Raw genomic sequence first — 16138 nt, 5'->3', positions numbered from 1 at the left:
AGAATTTCAGTTTCTGAAATGATCCATGGACCGGCTGGACGAACTCGCGCTCTACGTCGCGATCATCGACGCCCGCAGCCTCGCCGGGGCGGCGCGCCGGTCGCGCCGCTCGGCCGCCGCCGCGACCCGGGCGCTCGCCAGCCTGGAAGCGCGGGCCGGCACCCGCCTGATCGAGCGCACCACCCGGCGCCTCGCGCCGACCCCGGCGGGGCTCGAACTGGCCGAGCGGGCGCGCGGCCTGCTGGCAGACTACGAGGCGGCGGTCTCCGGCGCGGCGGGCGATGCGGTGCGCGGCCTCGTGCGGGTCACCGCCCCGGTCCTGTTCGGGCGCAAGCACGTCACACCAGTCGTGTCCGGCTTCCTCGATGCCTATGCGGAGGTGCAGGTCGAGCTGGTGCTCGCCGACGGCAACCTCGACCTCGTCGAGGAGGGTATCGACGTCGCCCTGCGGATCGGGACGCTCGCCGAATCCCGCCTTGTCGCGCGCCGGGTCGGGCAGGTGAGCGAGGTCGTGGTGGCGAGCCCGGGCTACCTCGCGGCGCGGGGCACGCCCCGGACGCCCGCCGACCTGGCCGACCACGACACCATCCTGGGCATGGTCCGCGCGAACGTCCGCGAATGGCGCTTCGGCACCCACCGCATCCGCCTCGCGCCGCGCCTGATCGTCAACGAGATCGAGGCGGCGCTGATCGCGGCCCGGGCCGGGCGCGGCATCGCCCGGGTGCTGTCCTACCAGGCCGCCGAGGACATCGCCGCCGGCCGCCTCGTGCGCCTGCTCGCCGCTCACGAGCCGCCGCCGGTGCCGGTCCAGCTCGTCACCCCGAGCCAGGGGCTCCGGCCGGCCCGGGTGAACGCCTTCCTCGACTACGCCACCGATGCGTTGCGCGCCTTGCCGGTCCTGCACGTCGCCCAACCGGCGGGATGATCAATATTCCGGCGCTCGGTTCGGTCGGGAACCGGTCTTGGTTCCGCCATCCGGCATCATCGCGGCCGGACTCTTGCTGAGCGTTGATCGGAAGCCCGATCCGGCTCCCCGCCGCCCCTCTCGGCCGGCGCCCCGATGCGCGACGACGGAGCCCGCCAGCCCATGCGCCTGCTCACCCCGATCCTCGCCGTTTTGCTCGCGGCGCTGCCCCCGGCGGCCCGGGCCGATGTGCTCACCGGCACCCTCAAGAAGATCAAGGATAACAACCGGATCGTGCTCGGCGTGCGCGATACCGCGCCGCCGTTCAGCTACCTCGACCAGAATCAGAAGGTGGTCGGCTTCGCGGTCGATATCTGCCTCAAGATCGCCGACGCCGTGAAGCGCGAGCTGAAGATGCCGCGGCTCGAGGTCGCGATGGAGTTCGTGAATTCGTCGTCCCGCATCCCGCTGATGACCAACGGCACCACCGACCTCGAATGCGGCACCACCACCAACAATACGGAGCGCAAGAAGCAGGTCGATTTTACCAACACCCACTTCCTCACCGCGACCCGGTTCATCTCCCGGAAAGACCAGAAGATTGGCAAACTGGATGATCTGCGCGGCAAGGCGGTCTCGTCGGTGGCCGGTTCGACCAACATCCTGATGCTGATCAAGGCCAACAACGAGCGCAAACTCGGCATCAACGTGATCGCGGCGAAGGACGTGCCGGAAGGCTTTCTGCTGGTCGAGACCGGTCGGGCGGCGGCCTTCGTCATGGACGACGTGCAGCTCAGCGTCGTGGCGGCCCAGTCGAAGGACCCCGCCGCCTACGTGATCAGCGACGAAACCCTGTCCAATCCGGAGCCCTACGGGATCATGCTGCGCCGGGAAGACCCGGCCTTCAAGGCGGTGGTCGACCGGGCCACCGCAGACCTGTACCGCAGCCCCGAGATCATGACGATCTACGAGACGTGGTTCCTCAAGCCGGTGCCGCCGCGCGGGCTGACCTACAACATCCCGCTCTCCTCCGCGCTCCGTTGGGCGTTCGAGAACCCAAGCGACAACTCGGACCCAGCCTTCTACGCGCACTGATCCGGATGGGTTTCGCTCCGGCGGCGGAGATGCGATGCCGCGGATCCCGAGTCCCGCCCGCGGCGCGAATCCTCTCCATGCTCGACAGACAAGAGCCGGCGCTGACGCCGCCCGCGACCGTCACGCAGGCGCCGGCCGCCTCGATCCCGCGGCTGATCGTGGTCCTGGCCTGCGCGGGGTTCGGCAGCACCTTCGCGCTGCGCTCGGTCGAGCCCCTGGTCGGCGTGCTCGCCCGGGACCTCGGCAGCGACGCCCACACGGTCGCGTTGCTCTCCACCGCCTTCGCGCTGCCCTACGCCTTCATCCAGCCGGTGCTGGGCCCGGTGGGCGACGCGCTCGGCAAGGAGCGGGTGATGAGCGTCTGCCTGGCGGTGCTCGCCGGCGCCCTCGTCCTGTGCAGCCTCGCCCCGGATATTGGCAGCCTGTTCGGCCTGCGGATGCTGGCCGGGGCGGCGGCGGGCGGCTGCATCCCGTTGTCGCTCGCGCTGCTCGGCGACCGGGTGCCGATGGACCGGCGGCAGGTGGCGATCGGGCGCTTCCTCGTGGCGGTGATCCTCGGGCAGCTCACCGGCTCGACCTTCGCGGGCCTGATCGAGGCGGTGATCGGCTGGCGCGGGGTGTTCGCGGTCACCGCGCTGGTGGCGGCGATCGCCTGCGCCGCGACGGTGTTCGGCTTCGACCGCACAGGCCGCCTTCCGGCCCGCCGCCCAGCCTTCGGGGAGGCGGTGGGGCGCTACCGGACGATCCTCGCCAATCCGCGGGCCCGGATCCTATTCTCCGCGGTGTTCGTCGAGGCGATCGCGATCTTCGGCGTGTTCCCGCATCTCGCCCCGCTGATCGAGGCCCGGGGCGAGGGCGGCCCGCGGGAGGCCGGCCTGGTGCTCGCCGGCTTCGCCATCGGCGGCCTGCTCTACTCGGCGCTGGTCGGGCTGCTGGTGCGGCTCCTCGGCATGCCCCGGATGCTGATCGGCGGCGGCCTGATCTGCGGCGCCTCGCTCACCGTGGTCGGGCTGGCTCAAAGCTGGCAGCTCGATTGCGCGGCGCTCACCGCCATGGGGCTCGGCTTCTACATGCTGCACAACACCTATCAGACCCAGGTCACCGAGGTCGCGCCGACGGCCCGCGCCTCCGCGGTGGCGCTACATGCCTTCTCGTTCTTCTGCGGCCAGGCGCTCGGGGTCGCGGTCCTGGGGCAGGCCCTGATGCAGCTCGGCCAGTTCGGGGCGCTGGCAGCCTGCGCGGTTACGATTGTGGGACTTGGGATCGCCACGGCCGTGGCCCTGAAGCGGCCGGGGCCGAAGATCACCTTCTCGAATTGACCTGCTCTGCGCCGGTCAGGGCCGCTTCATTGCCAGGGCCTTGAGGTCGAAGCCCGGATCGGCCGCCTGCTCCGGGGTGAGCGGCGTTCCCGCCGCCAGCAGGCGCCGGGCGATCATGTGGTCGCCCGCCCGGTCGACCGATTCCACCGCGCTCAAGGCCCCGTCCCGGAAGCGGAACATCGAGAACGCCGCGCCGGAGCCGCGGACGACGCTGGCGTCGCCGGGGCCGGACAGGCCGGCGATCTGCAGCTTGTGTGCGCCCTGGTCGCTCCAGAACCACGGCAGCGCCCCGTAGGCTGCCGGCTTGCCGGTGAGGCGTGCGGCGATGCAGCGGCCCTGATCGATGGCGTTCTGCACCGACTCGATCCGCACGGTGCCGTCCGGGGTGAGGCCGTGGGCGAACGGGCTCGGGAAGCGCACGCAATCGCCGATCGCCGAGATCGCGGGATCGGGCGTCGCCAGGAATGCGTCGACCCGCACCCCGTCCTCGGCCGGGAGACCGGCCTCGGCGGCGAGTTCCCGGTTCGGCAGCACGCCGATGCCGACCAGGATGAAGTCGGCGGGGAGCTCTCGCCCGTCCGCCAGGACGATGCCGGTGGCGCGGCCCTCCCGGCCGGCGATCGCGGTCACGCCGGCCCCGAAGGCGAAGCGCACCCCCATCGCCTCATGGGCGGCGCGGAAGAACTGCGCCATCTCCGGCGAGACCGCCCGGGCCATCGGCCGGTCGGCCGCCTCGACCACGGTCACTGCCAGGCCCCGGACCGCGGCCACGGCGGCGAATTCCAGCCCGATGAAGCCGGCGCCGACCACGACGATCGCCTTGGCCTCGCCGAGCGCCGCCCGGAGCGCGTCGGCGTCGGCCAGCCCGCGCAGCTGGCGCACGTTCGGGAGATCGGCCCCCGGCACCGGCAGCGGCCGGTTGCGGGCGCCGGTGGCCAGCACGAGGTGGTCGTAGGCGAGGCTCTGGCCGTCCGAGAGACGCAAGTGCCGCCCGGCCCGGTCGATCGCGACGGCGCGGATCCCCGGCCGGTGGGTGATGGCGTGCTCGGCGAAGAAGCCGGGCTGGCGCAGGAACAGGCCCTCGGCGTCGGTCTTGCCCGCCAGATAGGCCTTGGACAAGGGCGGGCGCTGGTAGGGCAGGGCGGTCTCGTCGCCCACCAGGGTGATCGGATCCCGGAAGCCGCCCTCGCGCAGGGAGGCCGCCAGCTGGAATCCTGCCTGGCCGGCCCCGGCGACGACGATGCCGGGGGCGCTCACGCCTTGGCTCCAACGACCTCGGGCAGCGTGACGCCCGGCAGCATGCGGGCGCCGTCGCTCATCAGGTATGACCAGACCGCCGAGGCCGCCGGCCCCAGCACCTTGTCGGCCCGGCGCACCGCGTACCAGTCCCGCCGGATCGGCAGGCCCTTGACGTCGAGGAGGGCGAGGCGGCCGCTCTCGACCTCGGCCGCCACCGAATGCACCGACAGGAGCGCGATGCCGAGCCCGGCCATCACCGCCTGCTTGATGGTCTCGTTGGAGCCGGTGTCGATGTCGAGCAGCGCGCGCTTGACCAGGATGCCGCTCATGAACTCCTCGAAGACCGTGCGCGTGCCGGAGCCTTCCTCGCGGAAGAAGAACGGCTGGTCGGCCAGGTCTTCGCGCAGGAGTCCGGTCCGGCCGGCGAGCGGGTGGCTCGGGGCCGCGATCAGCACCAGCGGGTGCGGGCCGAAGGTCGCGGCTTCGATCGGGAAGTCGCGGGGCGGACGACCCATCACGGCGAAGTCGATCTCGTAGCCGCGCAGCGCCTCCACGGTCTGGCCGCGGTTGCGCACCGAGAGGCTGATCTCGACCCCCGGATGCTTCTTGACGAAGCCCGCGATCACCTGCGGTGCGAAGTACTTCGCCGTCGAGACGACGCCCAGCGCCACGCGCCCGCCCTCGGCGCCGCGCAGGGTCCGCAGCCGGTCGGTGCAGGTCTCAAGCACGGTGTTGATGCTGTCGATCGCCCAGAGCATCTCGCGGCCCGCATCGGTGGGCTTGAGGCCGCCGGGCGTCCGGTCGAACAGCAGCAGGCCGGCCTCCTCCTCCAGCTGGCGGATGCGCGCGTAGAGGGCGGCCGAGGTGACGTTCAGCTCCTGGGCGGCCCGGGTCATGGTACCCAGGCGGGCCACCGCCGCCACTGCCTGGAGCTGCTTGAGGGAGAGGTTGCGCATGGCGGAGGTTTCGTTTTTTTTGTCCTTTGACACAAGATCCTGCAGAAATCTTGAGCCCGGCGCCCTCGGTTCTTGTCGATCGGGGGGCGCGGCCCGCTATCATGATGATAGAGGGGTCGGTACAGACCCAGCGCGGAACGCGCGATCCGGGCAGGCGGGATCCGAGCAGGAGAGATAGGCCGATGGCAATTTCAGCAGCGATCGGGACGCCTCTCGAGACCTGCCTGGCGCAGGCGGTCGACGCCAACCCAGCCCTGAAGGATGCCGCCGCGGTGATCCGTGCGATCGCAGGCTCGGCGGTGGAGATCAGTGCCCTGATCGGGCGTGGCGCGCTCGGCGGCGACCTCGCGGCGGCGGGCGAGCACAACAGCGACGGCGACGTGCAGAAGGCGCTCGACGTGATCGCCCATGAGAGCGTCACCGCCGCCCTGCAGGGCGCGCCCGTGGCCGAGGTCGCCTCCGAGGAGGCCGAGGCGGTGATGCGGCTGAACCCCGACGCGCCGCTCGCCGTCGCCATCGACCCGCTCGACGGCTCCTCCAATATCGGCGTCAACATGGCGGTGGGAATGATCTTCGGCATCCGCCCGTCGATCAAGGACTCGGCCAACCCGTTGGCCTCCTTCACGACCCCCGGCACCGCCCAGATCGCCGCCGGCTTCGTCACCTACGGCCCGGCCACCGCGCTGATCCTGACCCTGGGCGACGGCACGCAATCCTACGTCCTCGACCGCACGGAGGGCGTGTTCCGCCTGACCAGCGCAGGCATGTCGGTCCCGACCTCGGCCAAGGAATTCGCGATCAACGCCTCCAACGCCCGACACTGGGACGCCCCGGTGAAGGCCTATATCGAGGATTGCCAGCGCGGCACCGAGGGGCCGCGCGACAAGGACTACAACATGCGCTGGCTCGCCTCCCTGGTGGCCGACATCCAGCGCGTGCTGACCCGGGGCGGCGTGTTCCTGTATCCGGGCGACGCCCGGAAGAACTACGCCCGCGGCCGCCTGCGGCTGCTCTACGAGGTCGCCCCGGTGGCGATGCTGATCGAGCAGGCCGGAGGCGCGGCCTCGGACGGCCAGACCCGCATCCTCGACCTGGTGGCCACCGGCATCCACGAGCGGGCGCCCCTGGTCTGCGGCTCCATTGAGGAGGTCGATTGCGTGGCCGCCTACTACGCCGGCGGCAAGCCCGATGCCGGCCGCTCGCCGCTGTTCGGCCAGCGCGGCCTGATGCGCTCATAGGCAGGACGCCAAGAAGAAAAGATGTCGGCGCGACACCCCATCATCTCGGTGACCGGCTCCTCCGGGGCCGGCACGACCTCGGTGCGCAACACCTTCGAGCAGATCTTCCGCCGGGAGGACGTGCGCGCGGTGTTCATCGAGGGCGACGGCTTCCACGCCTTCGACCGGGACACGATGCGGGCCATGATGGCGCGCGAGCCGACGCTCTCGCACTTCGCGCCCCGAGCGAACCTGCTGCCGGAATTGGAGGCGGTGTTCCGCAGCTATGCCGAGAGCGGCACCGGCCGGACCCGCCACTACGCCCACGACCAGCACGACGCCCGGGCCTACGGCATCCCGGAGGGCAGCTTCTCCCCCTGGGAGGAATTCCCGCCGGATTCCGACCTGCTGTTCTACGAGGGCCTGCACGGCTGCGTGGCCGACCCGGATGTCGACATCGCCCGCTACGCCGACCTGAAGATCGGCGTGGTGCCGGTGATCAACCTCGAATGGATCCAGAAGCTGCACCGGGACCGCTCGTTCCGCGGCTATTCCACGGATGCCGTCACCGACGTGATCCTGCGCCGGATGCCCGACTACGTGCAGACCATCTGCCCGCAATTCTCGTTCACCGACATCAACTTCCAGCGGGTGCCGACCGTCGACACCTCGAACCCGTTCATCGCCCGCTGGATCCCCACCGCCGACGAGTCGATGGTGGTGATCCGGTTCAAGGACCCGAAGGGGATCGACTTCTCGTATCTCGTCTCGATGATCCACGACAGCTTCATGAGCCGGGCCAATTCCATCGTGATCCCGGGCGGCAAGCTCGATCTGGCCATGCAGCTGATCCTGACGCCGATGATCATGCAGCTCGTGGAACGCCGCCGCCGCCTGGCGTGACGGGGGAGGCACAGATTGGAAACCACCTCGAACGTTGATCCCATCCATAACCTTATTCTGACGTGCCTTCGTCGGCGGCCCTCGACGGGGCCCTCCAGCCGGCCACGTGATCCCTCGAGGTTTCCTTCGAGGCCTTCGTTTCGCTCCGGCCCCTCAGGATGAGGGTCTGTGTGGGATCGGCCCGCGTTTTGAACACCGTCTGAGCCAAACCATCGAAAGACCCGTGATGCTGCCTCCCGTCATCGCCCCATCGATCCTCTCGGCCGATTTCGCCCGCCTCGCGGATGAGACCCACGCCGTGGATGCGGCCGGGGCCGACTGGATCCACCTCGACGTGATGGACGGGCATTTCGTGCCCAACATCACGTTCGGTCCCCCGGTGGTGAAGGCGCTGCGCCCGCACACCGACAAATTCTTCGACGTGCACCTGATGATCGCGCCGGCCGACCCGTATCTCGCGGCCTTCGCGGAGGCCGGAGCCGACGGGATCACGGTCCATGCCGAGGCCGGGCCGCATATCCACCGCTCGCTCCAGACCATCCGCGACCTCGGCAAGCGCGCCGGCGTGGCGATCAACCCCGGCACCCCCGCTGCGATGGTCGAGCCGGTGCTCGACATCGTCGATCTCGTGCTGGTGATGACCGTCAATCCCGGCTTCGGCGGCCAGAAGTTCTTGAAAAGCAGCATGGAAGCGGTGGCGCGGGTGCGGGCCATGGTGGCGGGCCGCGACGTCCGCATCCAGGTCGATGGCGGCATCGATGCCGAGACCGTGAAGGCGGCGAGCCGCGCCGGCGCCGACACGTTCGTGGCCGGCAACGCGGTCTTCAGCGGCGGTCCCGGCGCCTATGCGGAGCGCATCGCGGCGATCCGGGCCGGCGCGGAGGGCGCCTCCGGCCGCGACCTCTCGTGCTGAGGGCGCTGATCTTCGACGTCGACGGCACGCTCGCCGAGACCGAGGACCTGCACCGCCAGGCCTTCAACCGCGCCTTCGCGGAACTGGACCTGCCCTGGCGCTGGGACCCGGCGCTCTATGCCGACCTGCTCACCGTGATGGGCGGCAAGGAGCGGCTCACCCATTACATCGACACCCGCCACCCGGGCGAGGCCGCGTCCTTCCAAGCGCTGGCGCCCGAGATCCACGCCCGCAAGACGATCGCGTATGGCAACCTCATCGCCGAGACCGGGCTGCCGCTGCGCCCGGGGATCGCCCGGCTGATCGGCGAGGCCCGGGCTGCCGGCCTTCGGCTGGCCATCGCCACCACCACCAGCCGGCCCAATGTCGACCGGTTGCTGGCGGCCAACTTTTCAGCCTTCGACGCACCCTTCGCGGTGATCGCGGCCGGCGACGAGGCAGACCGCAAGAAGCCCGCCCCCGACGTCTTCCTGCTGGCTCTGGACCGTCTCGGGGTACCGGCCTCGGAGGCGATAGCCTTCGAGGATTCCGCCGCCGGCATCGCCTCGGCCCGGGCCGCCGGCCTGCCGGTCCTGGCGACACGAAGCCGCTATACCGACAGCCACAGCCTCGACGGCGCCTTCTCGGCAGTCTCCGACCTCGGCGAGCCGGGCCACCCGCACCGGCACCTTGCCGGCCTGGACTGGCCGGGCCGCGTGGTGACGCTGGCGGCCTTGCGGGATTGGCACGCGGGGATCCGCTGAGCGGCGGCCGCAGAATTGCCTGGATGATGCAAGGGAATTCGGGCAGGTCGCCGCCTCGATTCGTCGGGCGTGATCAATGCGGCCCTCGTGCTTTGAGTGGACCCGATGCGGATCTTCACCCTGCTCGCCCTACTCATCGGCACCTCCGGCGCGGCGCTGGCGCAGGATGCCGATCTCGACTGGCGGACCCCCGACTTCATCTGTCTCATCGATGCGCCAAACTCCGATGCGGGGACTTCTCTGCCGGCTGCCGGCCCACGCCTGGAGGACCGGCAGGGCTTTCCGCGCTGCCTGGCTGACGCGACGGTCCGGGTCGGGCCGCTATTCCGCTTGCCCAGCGGTCAGCGTTTCTAGAGCAGGGTGTAAAATGGTCACATCCGGGCTCTCACCATCCGTGCGCGCTCGCGATCGGTGAATGCCGCCGTGCGGGTCATCCCGTCGCCGGCATCGCGCATGCCGATGGGCGAAGCCGCCTAGCGCCGCCGCGCCTCCGCCCCTCCCTTAGCCTCGGTGGCGAACAGCATCGTGCCGGCGGCCACGCCGAGCAGTGCGGCGATCCCGAGCTTGAGCCAGCGCGGGTCGGCGGCGGCCACGTGCGCAGTCGCCCGGGCGTCGAAGCGCCCATGGGCGCCCGGGTCGGTGTCGACCGGGTCGTAGAGGTTGTCGGGGCGGTTCTTCTGGGCCTGCACGCTGGTCATCTCCCCACGATAGCCGTGCCGGGCCAGGTAGCCGTCGATCCAGCCCGGAATCAGCATGTTGCCGACGATCGCCTCCCAGGCCGAGGCGCCGATCCACAATTCCCGCGGCACGGCGTGGGCGGCCCGGAAGACGTGCCGGGCGATGGCCTCAGGCTGGTAGATCGGCGGCACCGGCTCGAGCTTGCGGGGCAGCCGCGAGCGCGCCCAATCGAATTGCGGCGTGTTGACCGCGGGGAGCTGAACCATCGTCAGCCGCACCCGGCTGCCATCGTGCTGCAACTCGCTGCGCAGGGAGTCGACGAAGCCGCGCACCGCCGCCTTGGCCGCGCAGTAGGTCGCTTGCAGCGGAATCGACCGGTAGGCGAGCGCCGAGCCGATATGGACGATCGTGCCCCGGTCGCGCGGCACCATGTGGCGGAGCGCCGCCAGTGTCCCATGCACCTGCCCGAGATAGGTCACCTCGGTGACGCGGCGGAACTCCTCCGCACTCGTCTCCTGGACGGGCGCGTAGATCGTCACCATCGCGTTGTTCACCCAGACGTCGATGCCGCCGAAGGTCCGCGCGAGCGAATCGGCGGCGCGCGAAACGGCATCCGCGTCGGCCACATCGATCGCGAAGGCGCGGGCGCGGCCGCCCGCGCGCTCCACGTCGCGGACGGCGCCGGCAAGCCCGGCTTCACCCCGGGCGATGAGCCCGACATTCCAGCCGTGCCGGGCGAATTCGTGCGCCACCGCCCGGCCGACGCCGGCGCTGGCACCGGTCACCATCACTGTCTTGCTGCGTTCGGTCGGATTCGACATCGGGGTTCCACGTGAAACAGTCCCCCGCCAACGCCCGGCGCCCGGGATCTTTCCGTGCGCGTGACGATCCCCGGCCGCGTTGCTTCGTCGGAAGCCGGCGGCCTATAACGCGGCGACCTCACAGCCGCGACGGCGGGGTCCCGGATTCCCGCCCTCGCCAACGAACAAAGTCTCACACGCCATGGCAGGCCATTCGCAGTTCAAGAACATCATGCACCGGAAGGGCCGGGTGGACGCGGTCCGCTCGAAGGTGTTCGGCAAGCTCGCCCGCGAGATCACCGTGGCGGCCAAGCTCGGCACGCCGGATCCGGCCATGAACCCGCGTCTGCGCGCTGCGATCATCGCGGCCCGCGCCGAGAACATGCCCAAGGACAATATCGAGCGCGCCATCAAGAAGGCCTCCGGGGCGGATGGCGAGAACTACGAGGATATCCGCTACGAGGGCTACGGCCCCGGCGGCGCCGCGCTGATCGTCGAGGCGCAGACCGACAACCGCAACCGCACCGCCTCGGACGTGCGCTCGGCTTTCACCAAGTCCGGCGGCAGCCTCGCCGAGACCGGCGCGGTGGCGTTCATGTTCGACCGGGTCGGCGTGATCGGCTTCCCGGCGAGCGTCGCCGATGCCGACACGATGCTGGAAGCCGCGATCGAGGCCGGGGCCGACGACGTCAGCTCCAGCGAAGAGGGCCACGAGGTCGTCTGCGCACAGGATTCCTACGGCGAGGTCGCTAAGGCGCTCGAAGCCCGCTTCGGCGAGCCGACCCGCACCGGCCTGATCTGGAAGGCGCAGAACACGATCGATGTCGACGACGAGACCGGCGAGAAGCTGATCCGCCTGGTCGAGGTGATCGAGGACCAGGACGACGTGCAGCACGTCTACGTCAACTTCGCCCTGTCCGAGGCGCTGATGGCGAAGCTCGAAGGCTAGGAGCCTGCCAGCTCGGCGCCGTACCGCTCCTGCACGTAGGCGTCGAGCGAGAAGCCGTCGTCGGGCAGCTGGGCCATGAACCGCTCGGCCACCTCGGTCAGGACCAGGTCCGGCTTCGCCCGGTCGATATAGGACCAGTCGAGCGACGTGTTCCAGACGAAGTGCACCTCGCGGAAGGTCTCCGCGAGCAGGATCGTCAGCATGTACGGCATGACGTGCGAGAAGGAATCGCCGAACAAAGCCAGCCGGCGCGGGTCGGTCGCCTGGGCGTTGCCGTAGACGACGTTGGCGCCGACATGGAGCGTGTGCAGCAGGCCGGCCTTCTCCCGCGCTTCGACGATCGGGCTGGCATAGGTCCGCACGGCATCCTGCTGAATTTGATAGGCCCGTGACGGCGCCCGGCGGGGTGGATCGAAGGCGCTGCCGAGGTCGCCGTCATGGTCGCTCTGGGTGAAAGGCCGGTCGCGCAGATCCGCCCGCGGCTTCGCCCCGAAGGCGCGGCAGATCTCGGCATAGGCCAGGTAGCAGCCGTCGAAGCTCCAGTGGGTGTCGGTCCGGCAATAGAGGTCGGCCGTGTCCCGGGCCGCGCGCATCGGCGTGACCAGATCGATGCAGGTCTCCCGCCAGCGCTTGCGCCGCCGCCAATCCGCGTAGAAGGCGCGCGGTCCCCGCCGCCAGGCCGGTCCCAGATACGGTTCCGCGTGGAGCAGTCGGTAGGCCGGCGAGGCGGCTGGCGCGATGGCGATGCCGTCGAGCTGGTTGTCGTAGATCAACAGCTTGTCCGGGGCGACCACGTGGCGGTAGCCGATGCCCAGCGCCCGCAGCCGCCGCTCCCGGTTCGACACGAGGCTGCGCCAGCTCCAGATCAGGTCGGTGGTCTCCTCCGGGCGCTCGAACTGCCCGAGGATGTCGTTGGTCCCGGTCTTCAGGAACAGCCAGCCGTCTTTGCCGACATGGATGTGATCGGGGTCGCTCGACGCCATGACGCACTCGGGAGGAAGATCGGAAATTCGACAGCAAGACGCGGGATGCGGCCTCGGCCGTGGGCCGGCAGGATGAAGGACGCTCGATATACCCGTCCGGGAGGTCCCGTCATGTCCGTCTCCGCCAAGCCCCTCCTCAACACACCCGCCGCGCCGCATAGTGCGACCATGACCGCGCTCGCGACCGCCAAATCCGTAAACATCGAACGCTGGGCGGCGCTCGCCGCCCGCGACGGGCGGGCGGATGGCCGTTTCGTCTACGCGGTCCGCACCACCGGGGTGTATTGCCGCCCGAGCTGCCCCTCCCGGGCGGCCCGGCCCGAGAACGTCACCTTCCACGCCACCTGCGCGGAGGCCGAGGCAGCGGGCTTCCGGCCCTGCCGGCGCTGCCGGCCGAACGAGCCCGGGTTGCCCGAGCGCCGGGCCGAGGCCGTCGCCCGGGCCTGCCGGCTGATCGAGGCCGCCGAGACCATGCCGCCGCTGGCCGACCTCGCCCGGGCCGCGGGCCTCAGCGCCTACCATTTCCATCGGGTGTTCAAGGCTGCCACCGGCGTCACCCCGAAGGCCTATGCGGCTGGCCGCCGGGCTGACATCCTCGCCGCCGGCCTGCCCAAGGCGGCCACCGTGACCGAGGCGCTGTACGAGGCCGGCTACGCCACGGCGAGCCGGTTCTACGCGGATGCCGCCGGCCGTCTCGGCATGCCGCCGGCCGCCTACCGCAAGGGCGGCCCCGGCATCCGCATGCAGTTCGGCGTCGGCGCCTGCTCGCTCGGCGCGATCCTGGTGGCCGCCACCGAGTTTGGGATCTGCGCGATCCTGCTCGGCGACGAGCCCGAGCCCCTGGTCCGCGACCTGCAGGACCGGTTCCCGGGGGCGGAGATCGAGGGCGGCGATCCCGCCTTCGAGGCCTGGATGGCGCGGGTCATCGGGCTCGTCGAGGCGCCGCGTACCGGGCTCGACCTGCCCCTCGACATCCGCGGCACCGCGTTCCAGCAGCGCGTCTGGGCGGCCCTGCGGGCGATCCCGGTGGGCACGACCGCGACCTACGCCGATATCGCCCGCGCCATCGGCGCCCCGACCGCCATGCGGGCGGTCGCCCAGGCCTGCGGGGCGAACCACCTGGCGGTGGCGATCCCGTGCCACCGGGTGGTCCGTTCGGACGGCGCCCTGTCGGGCTACCGCTGGGGCGTCACCCGCAAGCGGGATCTGCTCGCGCGGGAGGCGGAGGGCTGATGGCGCGCCTCAGCGCCGACCGCCGCCGCCCGGACCTCCGAACCCGCCCGGGCCTCCGGGCCCACCGCCAGGACCGCCGAAGCCCCCGGGGCCACCCGGCCCCCCGGGACCGCCGACCGAGCCGCCGAAGGGGCCGCCGCGCGGCGCGCCAAATCCGCCGGGGCCGCCCGCTCCCGGGATGCCGCCTGCGCCGGGGCGGGTGTCGATGGTCGGGCCGTGGCCGCCGCCGATCCCCCCGAACGCGCCTTGCCGGCCGGCGGGCTCGGCGCCGAGCCCGCCGGGCATCTCCGGCAGGTCGGGCAGCTTCTGCAGGTCGAGGCGGTCGCGCTCCCGCTCGAACCGGGGCGCGTCCGGCCGGGGCGGCTCCGGGGCGATCCGGTCCTCGACCCGCAGCCGCTCCAGGGTCAGGACGCCGTCCGGCGCGAGGTCGGCGGTGAGGACGCCGCGCACGCTGCCCTGGCGGGGCACCCGCAGCCCGGCATAGCCCGCCACGGCCAGGCCCGAGCCGAGATCGAGGCCGGTCCCGGCGCGGCCGATATAGGCCTCGATCGACACCCGCTTGAGGCCTGGCGGGAACGGCAGCCCGACCTGGGCGGCGTTGGTCACGCTGAGGACGCCGACTTCGGTCACGCCGGTCACCAGGGCGCGCTGGCCCGGGGGCAGGGCGTCGGCGCCCTTCAGGCGCAGGCCGCCGATGGCGAGGCCCCCGCCCGCATCGCGGCGCACCGGCCCGGCGACGCGGTCGGGCCCGGAGGTCCGCGGCTCGATCAGGCTCGCCACGATCACGCCGTCCGGTCGGCGCAGGCCGCTCACCGCCACCCGGCTGCCCGCCTGCCAGTCGCCCGTGAGGCTCACGGTATCGACCCGCTGGCCGAGCACGATCATCCGCCCCGGGCCGACCGATTCCACGGGGCCGACCACTTCGCTGGTCACGTCGATGCGGCGTGTGCCGAGGCCGCCCCGTTCCGGCCGGGCGACGACGTGCACGACTTGCCCGATCTTCAGGTCCGTCGCCTTGGCGGGTTCTCCGTCGATCCGCACCGCGACTTCCGGCGGATAGGCGATGCGCAGGTCGTTGACGACAATCGAGCCGAACCGACGGATCGTGCCGATCACACCGGTTCCGCCGATGCCGCGGTCGCCCTCGCCGAGGGGGCCGTCCTTCGGCTCCTCGATCATCTTCATGCCGGTGCCGCCGATTCCCTGATCGCGCGGATTCTCCTGGGGCCGGGCGGTACCCGGCAGCAGGGCGGCGGCGCCCGCGAGCAGGCGCAGGACGAACCGGCGGTTCGGAGAGGATCGCACCGGCCGGCCTCTCAGCGCCCGTCCGCGGGCCGGGCCGGCGGCGCGGCCTCGGCATAGACGTAGAGGCCGAAATTCCAGCGGTGATCGCCGCCGGGATCGGTCTGGCAGGCGGCATGCGCCTCGCGGTTGGCCTGCTGCAGGGCCTCCATGGCGATCTCGCGCGCCCGTGCTTCCAGCTTGACGGCGAGTTCCTTGGAGAGGCCGTCGTAATGCACGGCGCGCTCCAGGAAGCGTGGATTGTCGCCGACGATGTTGGCCACGCTCGCCGCGATGTGGTCGTGGAGGTTGCGACCGAAATAGTAGAGTTGCGGCTCGCCCGAGCCGTCCCCGCGGGGCACGTAGGCGGCCTCGGCCAGCACGATCCGGTCCTGCGCGTCCAGGAAGGCGAGTCCGCGGTCGAGCCACTCGTCGAGCACCGCCCGGGGACGCAGGTCGCGGGTCACCCCGGAGACCAGGGCCTCGAAGGACGGCGCGCCCGGATCGGCCGTGCGCGGCAGCGGCAGGGGCTGGCCCTGCGGATCCGTGAAGGACGGGTCGGCGATCCAGCGAGCGATGATCCGGCTGGTGCGCGAAACCACGGCCGGCACGGCGCTCACCGGCGCCCCGGCCCCGCGCAGGCGCCGGACCTCCTTGCGATGGATGCCGGTGAGCAGGGAGACGCGGCTGTCGGTCTGTTCTTTCCCGGGCAGGGCGAAATCGTACTCGGCCACGTTCACGTAGAGCTCGCGCAGCAGGTCGGTGAGCGCCGGGAAGGTGATGCCACGGGCCACGAGCAGGCGCACCAGCGGCCGCAGCAGCCGCGCGAGCGGCGCGTGCAGGCTGGCGCCCTCCGGTTTCGTGTCGGGACTCTCGGACATGGCGGCATCGTTAGCGGATGTGTCGTGGGAGACAATCCCACGGC

Annotated in this window: 16 protein-coding genes; 10 read left to right on the top strand and 6 right to left on the bottom strand. The window is 71.2% G+C overall.

The annotated features are described in order from the left end of the window. Positions 1–25: 25 nt before the first annotated feature. The 3 genes from MKL11_RS28990 (at position 26) to MKL11_RS28980 (ending at position 3318) form a co-directional block, all read left to right on the top strand. A complete protein-coding gene (locus MKL11_RS28990) occupies positions 26–925 on the top strand; it encodes a LysR substrate-binding domain-containing protein (protein WP_243950075.1) in 900 nt (299 codons plus the stop codon). A gap of 162 nt (positions 926–1087) precedes the next feature. Continuing rightward, complete coding sequence (locus tag MKL11_RS28985; protein ID WP_243950073.1) at positions 1088–1999, top strand: amino acid ABC transporter substrate-binding protein; 912 nt, start codon at positions 1088–1090, stop codon at positions 1997–1999. Between the two features lie 77 nt (positions 2000–2076). Further along, positions 2077–3318, top strand: coding sequence for an MFS transporter (locus MKL11_RS28980; protein WP_243950071.1), 1242 nt, complete (start codon positions 2077–2079; stop codon positions 3316–3318). Between the two features lie 15 nt (positions 3319–3333). On the opposite strand, the gene MKL11_RS28975 is transcribed toward MKL11_RS28980, so the two are convergent. Both MKL11_RS28975 and MKL11_RS28970 read right to left on the bottom strand, forming a co-directional pair. Further along, the gene (locus MKL11_RS28975) at positions 3334–4575 is read right to left on the bottom strand and encodes an NAD(P)/FAD-dependent oxidoreductase (protein WP_243950069.1); all 1242 of its coding nucleotides are present in this window, start codon (positions 4573–4575) and stop codon (positions 3334–3336) included. Continuing rightward, on the bottom strand, positions 4572–5513 hold the full coding sequence (locus MKL11_RS28970; protein ID WP_243950067.1) for a LysR family transcriptional regulator: 942 nt from the start codon (positions 5511–5513) through the stop codon (positions 4572–4574). Before MKL11_RS28970 ends, MKL11_RS28975 begins: the two co-directional genes overlap by 4 nt. A 182-nt stretch (positions 5514–5695) precedes the next feature. Between MKL11_RS28970 and MKL11_RS28965 the strand changes: the two genes are divergently transcribed. From MKL11_RS28965 to MKL11_RS28945, 5 genes are all read left to right on the top strand, one after another. Further along, positions 5696–6751 carry a class 1 fructose-bisphosphatase gene (locus MKL11_RS28965; protein WP_243950065.1) on the top strand — a complete coding sequence of 352 codons (1056 nt, stop codon included), beginning with the start codon at positions 5696–5698 and terminating at the stop codon, positions 6749–6751. A gap of 21 nt (positions 6752–6772) precedes the next feature. Next, positions 6773–7633 carry a phosphoribulokinase gene (locus MKL11_RS28960; RefSeq protein ID WP_091863907.1) on the top strand — a complete coding sequence of 287 codons (861 nt, stop codon included), beginning with the start codon at positions 6773–6775 and terminating at the stop codon, positions 7631–7633. A gap of 226 nt (positions 7634–7859) precedes the next feature. Further along, positions 7860–8546 carry a ribulose-phosphate 3-epimerase gene (rpe, locus tag MKL11_RS28955; RefSeq protein ID WP_243950063.1) on the top strand — a complete coding sequence of 229 codons (687 nt, stop codon included), beginning with the start codon at positions 7860–7862 and terminating at the stop codon, positions 8544–8546. After that, positions 8540–9289, top strand: coding sequence for an HAD-IA family hydrolase (locus MKL11_RS28950; RefSeq protein ID WP_243950060.1), 750 nt, complete (start codon positions 8540–8542; stop codon positions 9287–9289). Before rpe ends, MKL11_RS28950 begins: the two co-directional genes overlap by 7 nt. Positions 9290–9394: 105 nt before the next feature. Beyond that, on the top strand, positions 9395–9643 hold the full coding sequence (locus tag MKL11_RS28945; RefSeq protein WP_243950059.1) for a hypothetical protein: 249 nt from the start codon (positions 9395–9397) through the stop codon (positions 9641–9643). Between the two features lie 119 nt (positions 9644–9762). Here the strand turns inward: MKL11_RS28945 and MKL11_RS28940 are convergent, their stop codons facing one another. Then, complete coding sequence (locus tag MKL11_RS28940; RefSeq protein WP_243950057.1) at positions 9763–10788, bottom strand: SDR family oxidoreductase; 1026 nt, start codon at positions 10786–10788, stop codon at positions 9763–9765. A gap of 181 nt (positions 10789–10969) precedes the next feature. Here MKL11_RS28940 and MKL11_RS28935 point away from each other — a divergent pair, with 181 nt between their 5' ends. Continuing rightward, positions 10970–11716, top strand: a complete 747-nt coding sequence (locus MKL11_RS28935) for a YebC/PmpR family DNA-binding transcriptional regulator (protein ID WP_243950055.1) — start codon at positions 10970–10972, stop codon at positions 11714–11716. Here MKL11_RS28935 and MKL11_RS28930 read toward each other — a convergent pair. Further along, a complete protein-coding gene (locus tag MKL11_RS28930) occupies positions 11713–12699 on the bottom strand; it encodes an alginate O-acetyltransferase AlgX-related protein (RefSeq protein WP_243950053.1) in 987 nt (328 codons plus the stop codon). The two genes, MKL11_RS28935 and MKL11_RS28930, sit on opposite strands and share 4 nt — an antisense overlap. Positions 12700–12867: 168 nt before the next feature. Here MKL11_RS28930 and ada point away from each other — a divergent pair, with 168 nt between their 5' ends. After that, positions 12868–13932, top strand: coding sequence for a bifunctional DNA-binding transcriptional regulator/O6-methylguanine-DNA methyltransferase Ada (ada, locus tag MKL11_RS28925; RefSeq protein WP_243950221.1), 1065 nt, complete (start codon positions 12868–12870; stop codon positions 13930–13932). A gap of 9 nt (positions 13933–13941) precedes the next feature. Here ada and MKL11_RS28920 read toward each other — a convergent pair whose 3' ends face one another. Together MKL11_RS28920 and MKL11_RS28915 are read right to left on the bottom strand one after the other, a co-directional pair. Continuing rightward, the gene (locus MKL11_RS28920; RefSeq protein WP_243950051.1) at positions 13942–15237 is read right to left on the bottom strand and encodes a DUF5666 domain-containing protein; all 1296 of its coding nucleotides are present in this window, start codon (positions 15235–15237) and stop codon (positions 13942–13944) included. 11 nt (positions 15238–15248) lie between these two features. Next, complete coding sequence (locus MKL11_RS28915) at positions 15249–16094, bottom strand: DUF6502 family protein (protein WP_243950049.1); 846 nt, start codon at positions 16092–16094, stop codon at positions 15249–15251. Between the last annotated feature and the right edge of the window lie 44 nt (positions 16095–16138).

Origin of the sequence: Methylobacterium sp. J-077 (assembly GCF_022829365.1) — a bacterium.
GTDB lineage: Bacteria > Pseudomonadota > Alphaproteobacteria > Rhizobiales > Beijerinckiaceae > Methylobacterium.
This window is presented reverse-complemented; position numbering and strand designations above follow the sequence as displayed.

Excerpts from the sequence above, each read along its gene's own strand:
- MKL11_RS28990 (WP_243950075.1), top strand. The coding sequence starts at position 26 with ATGGACCGGCTGGACGAACTCGCGCTCTACGTCGCGATCATCGACGCC.
- MKL11_RS28985 (WP_243950073.1), top strand. The coding sequence starts at position 1,088 with ATGCGCCTGCTCACCCCGATCCTCGCCGTTTTGCTCGCGGCGCTGCCC.
- MKL11_RS28980 (WP_243950071.1), top strand. The coding sequence starts at position 2,077 with ATGCTCGACAGACAAGAGCCGGCGCTGACGCCGCCCGCGACCGTCACG.
- MKL11_RS28970 (WP_243950067.1), bottom strand. The coding sequence starts at position 5,513 with ATGCGCAACCTCTCCCTCAAGCAGCTCCAGGCAGTGGCGGCGGTGGCC.
- MKL11_RS28965 (WP_243950065.1), top strand. The coding sequence starts at position 5,696 with ATGGCAATTTCAGCAGCGATCGGGACGCCTCTCGAGACCTGCCTGGCG.
- MKL11_RS28960 (WP_091863907.1), top strand. The coding sequence starts at position 6,773 with ATGTCGGCGCGACACCCCATCATCTCGGTGACCGGCTCCTCCGGGGCC.
- rpe (WP_243950063.1), top strand. The coding sequence starts at position 7,860 with ATGCTGCCTCCCGTCATCGCCCCATCGATCCTCTCGGCCGATTTCGCC.
- MKL11_RS28945 (WP_243950059.1), top strand. The coding sequence starts at position 9,395 with ATGCGGATCTTCACCCTGCTCGCCCTACTCATCGGCACCTCCGGCGCG.
- MKL11_RS28940 (WP_243950057.1), bottom strand. The coding sequence starts at position 10,788 with ATGTCGAATCCGACCGAACGCAGCAAGACAGTGATGGTGACCGGTGCC.
- MKL11_RS28935 (WP_243950055.1), top strand. The coding sequence starts at position 10,970 with ATGGCAGGCCATTCGCAGTTCAAGAACATCATGCACCGGAAGGGCCGG.
- MKL11_RS28930 (WP_243950053.1), bottom strand. The coding sequence starts at position 12,699 with ATGGCGTCGAGCGACCCCGATCACATCCATGTCGGCAAAGACGGCTGG.
- ada (WP_243950221.1), top strand. The coding sequence starts at position 12,868 with ATGACCGCGCTCGCGACCGCCAAATCCGTAAACATCGAACGCTGGGCG.
- MKL11_RS28915 (WP_243950049.1), bottom strand. The coding sequence starts at position 16,094 with ATGTCCGAGAGTCCCGACACGAAACCGGAGGGCGCCAGCCTGCACGCG.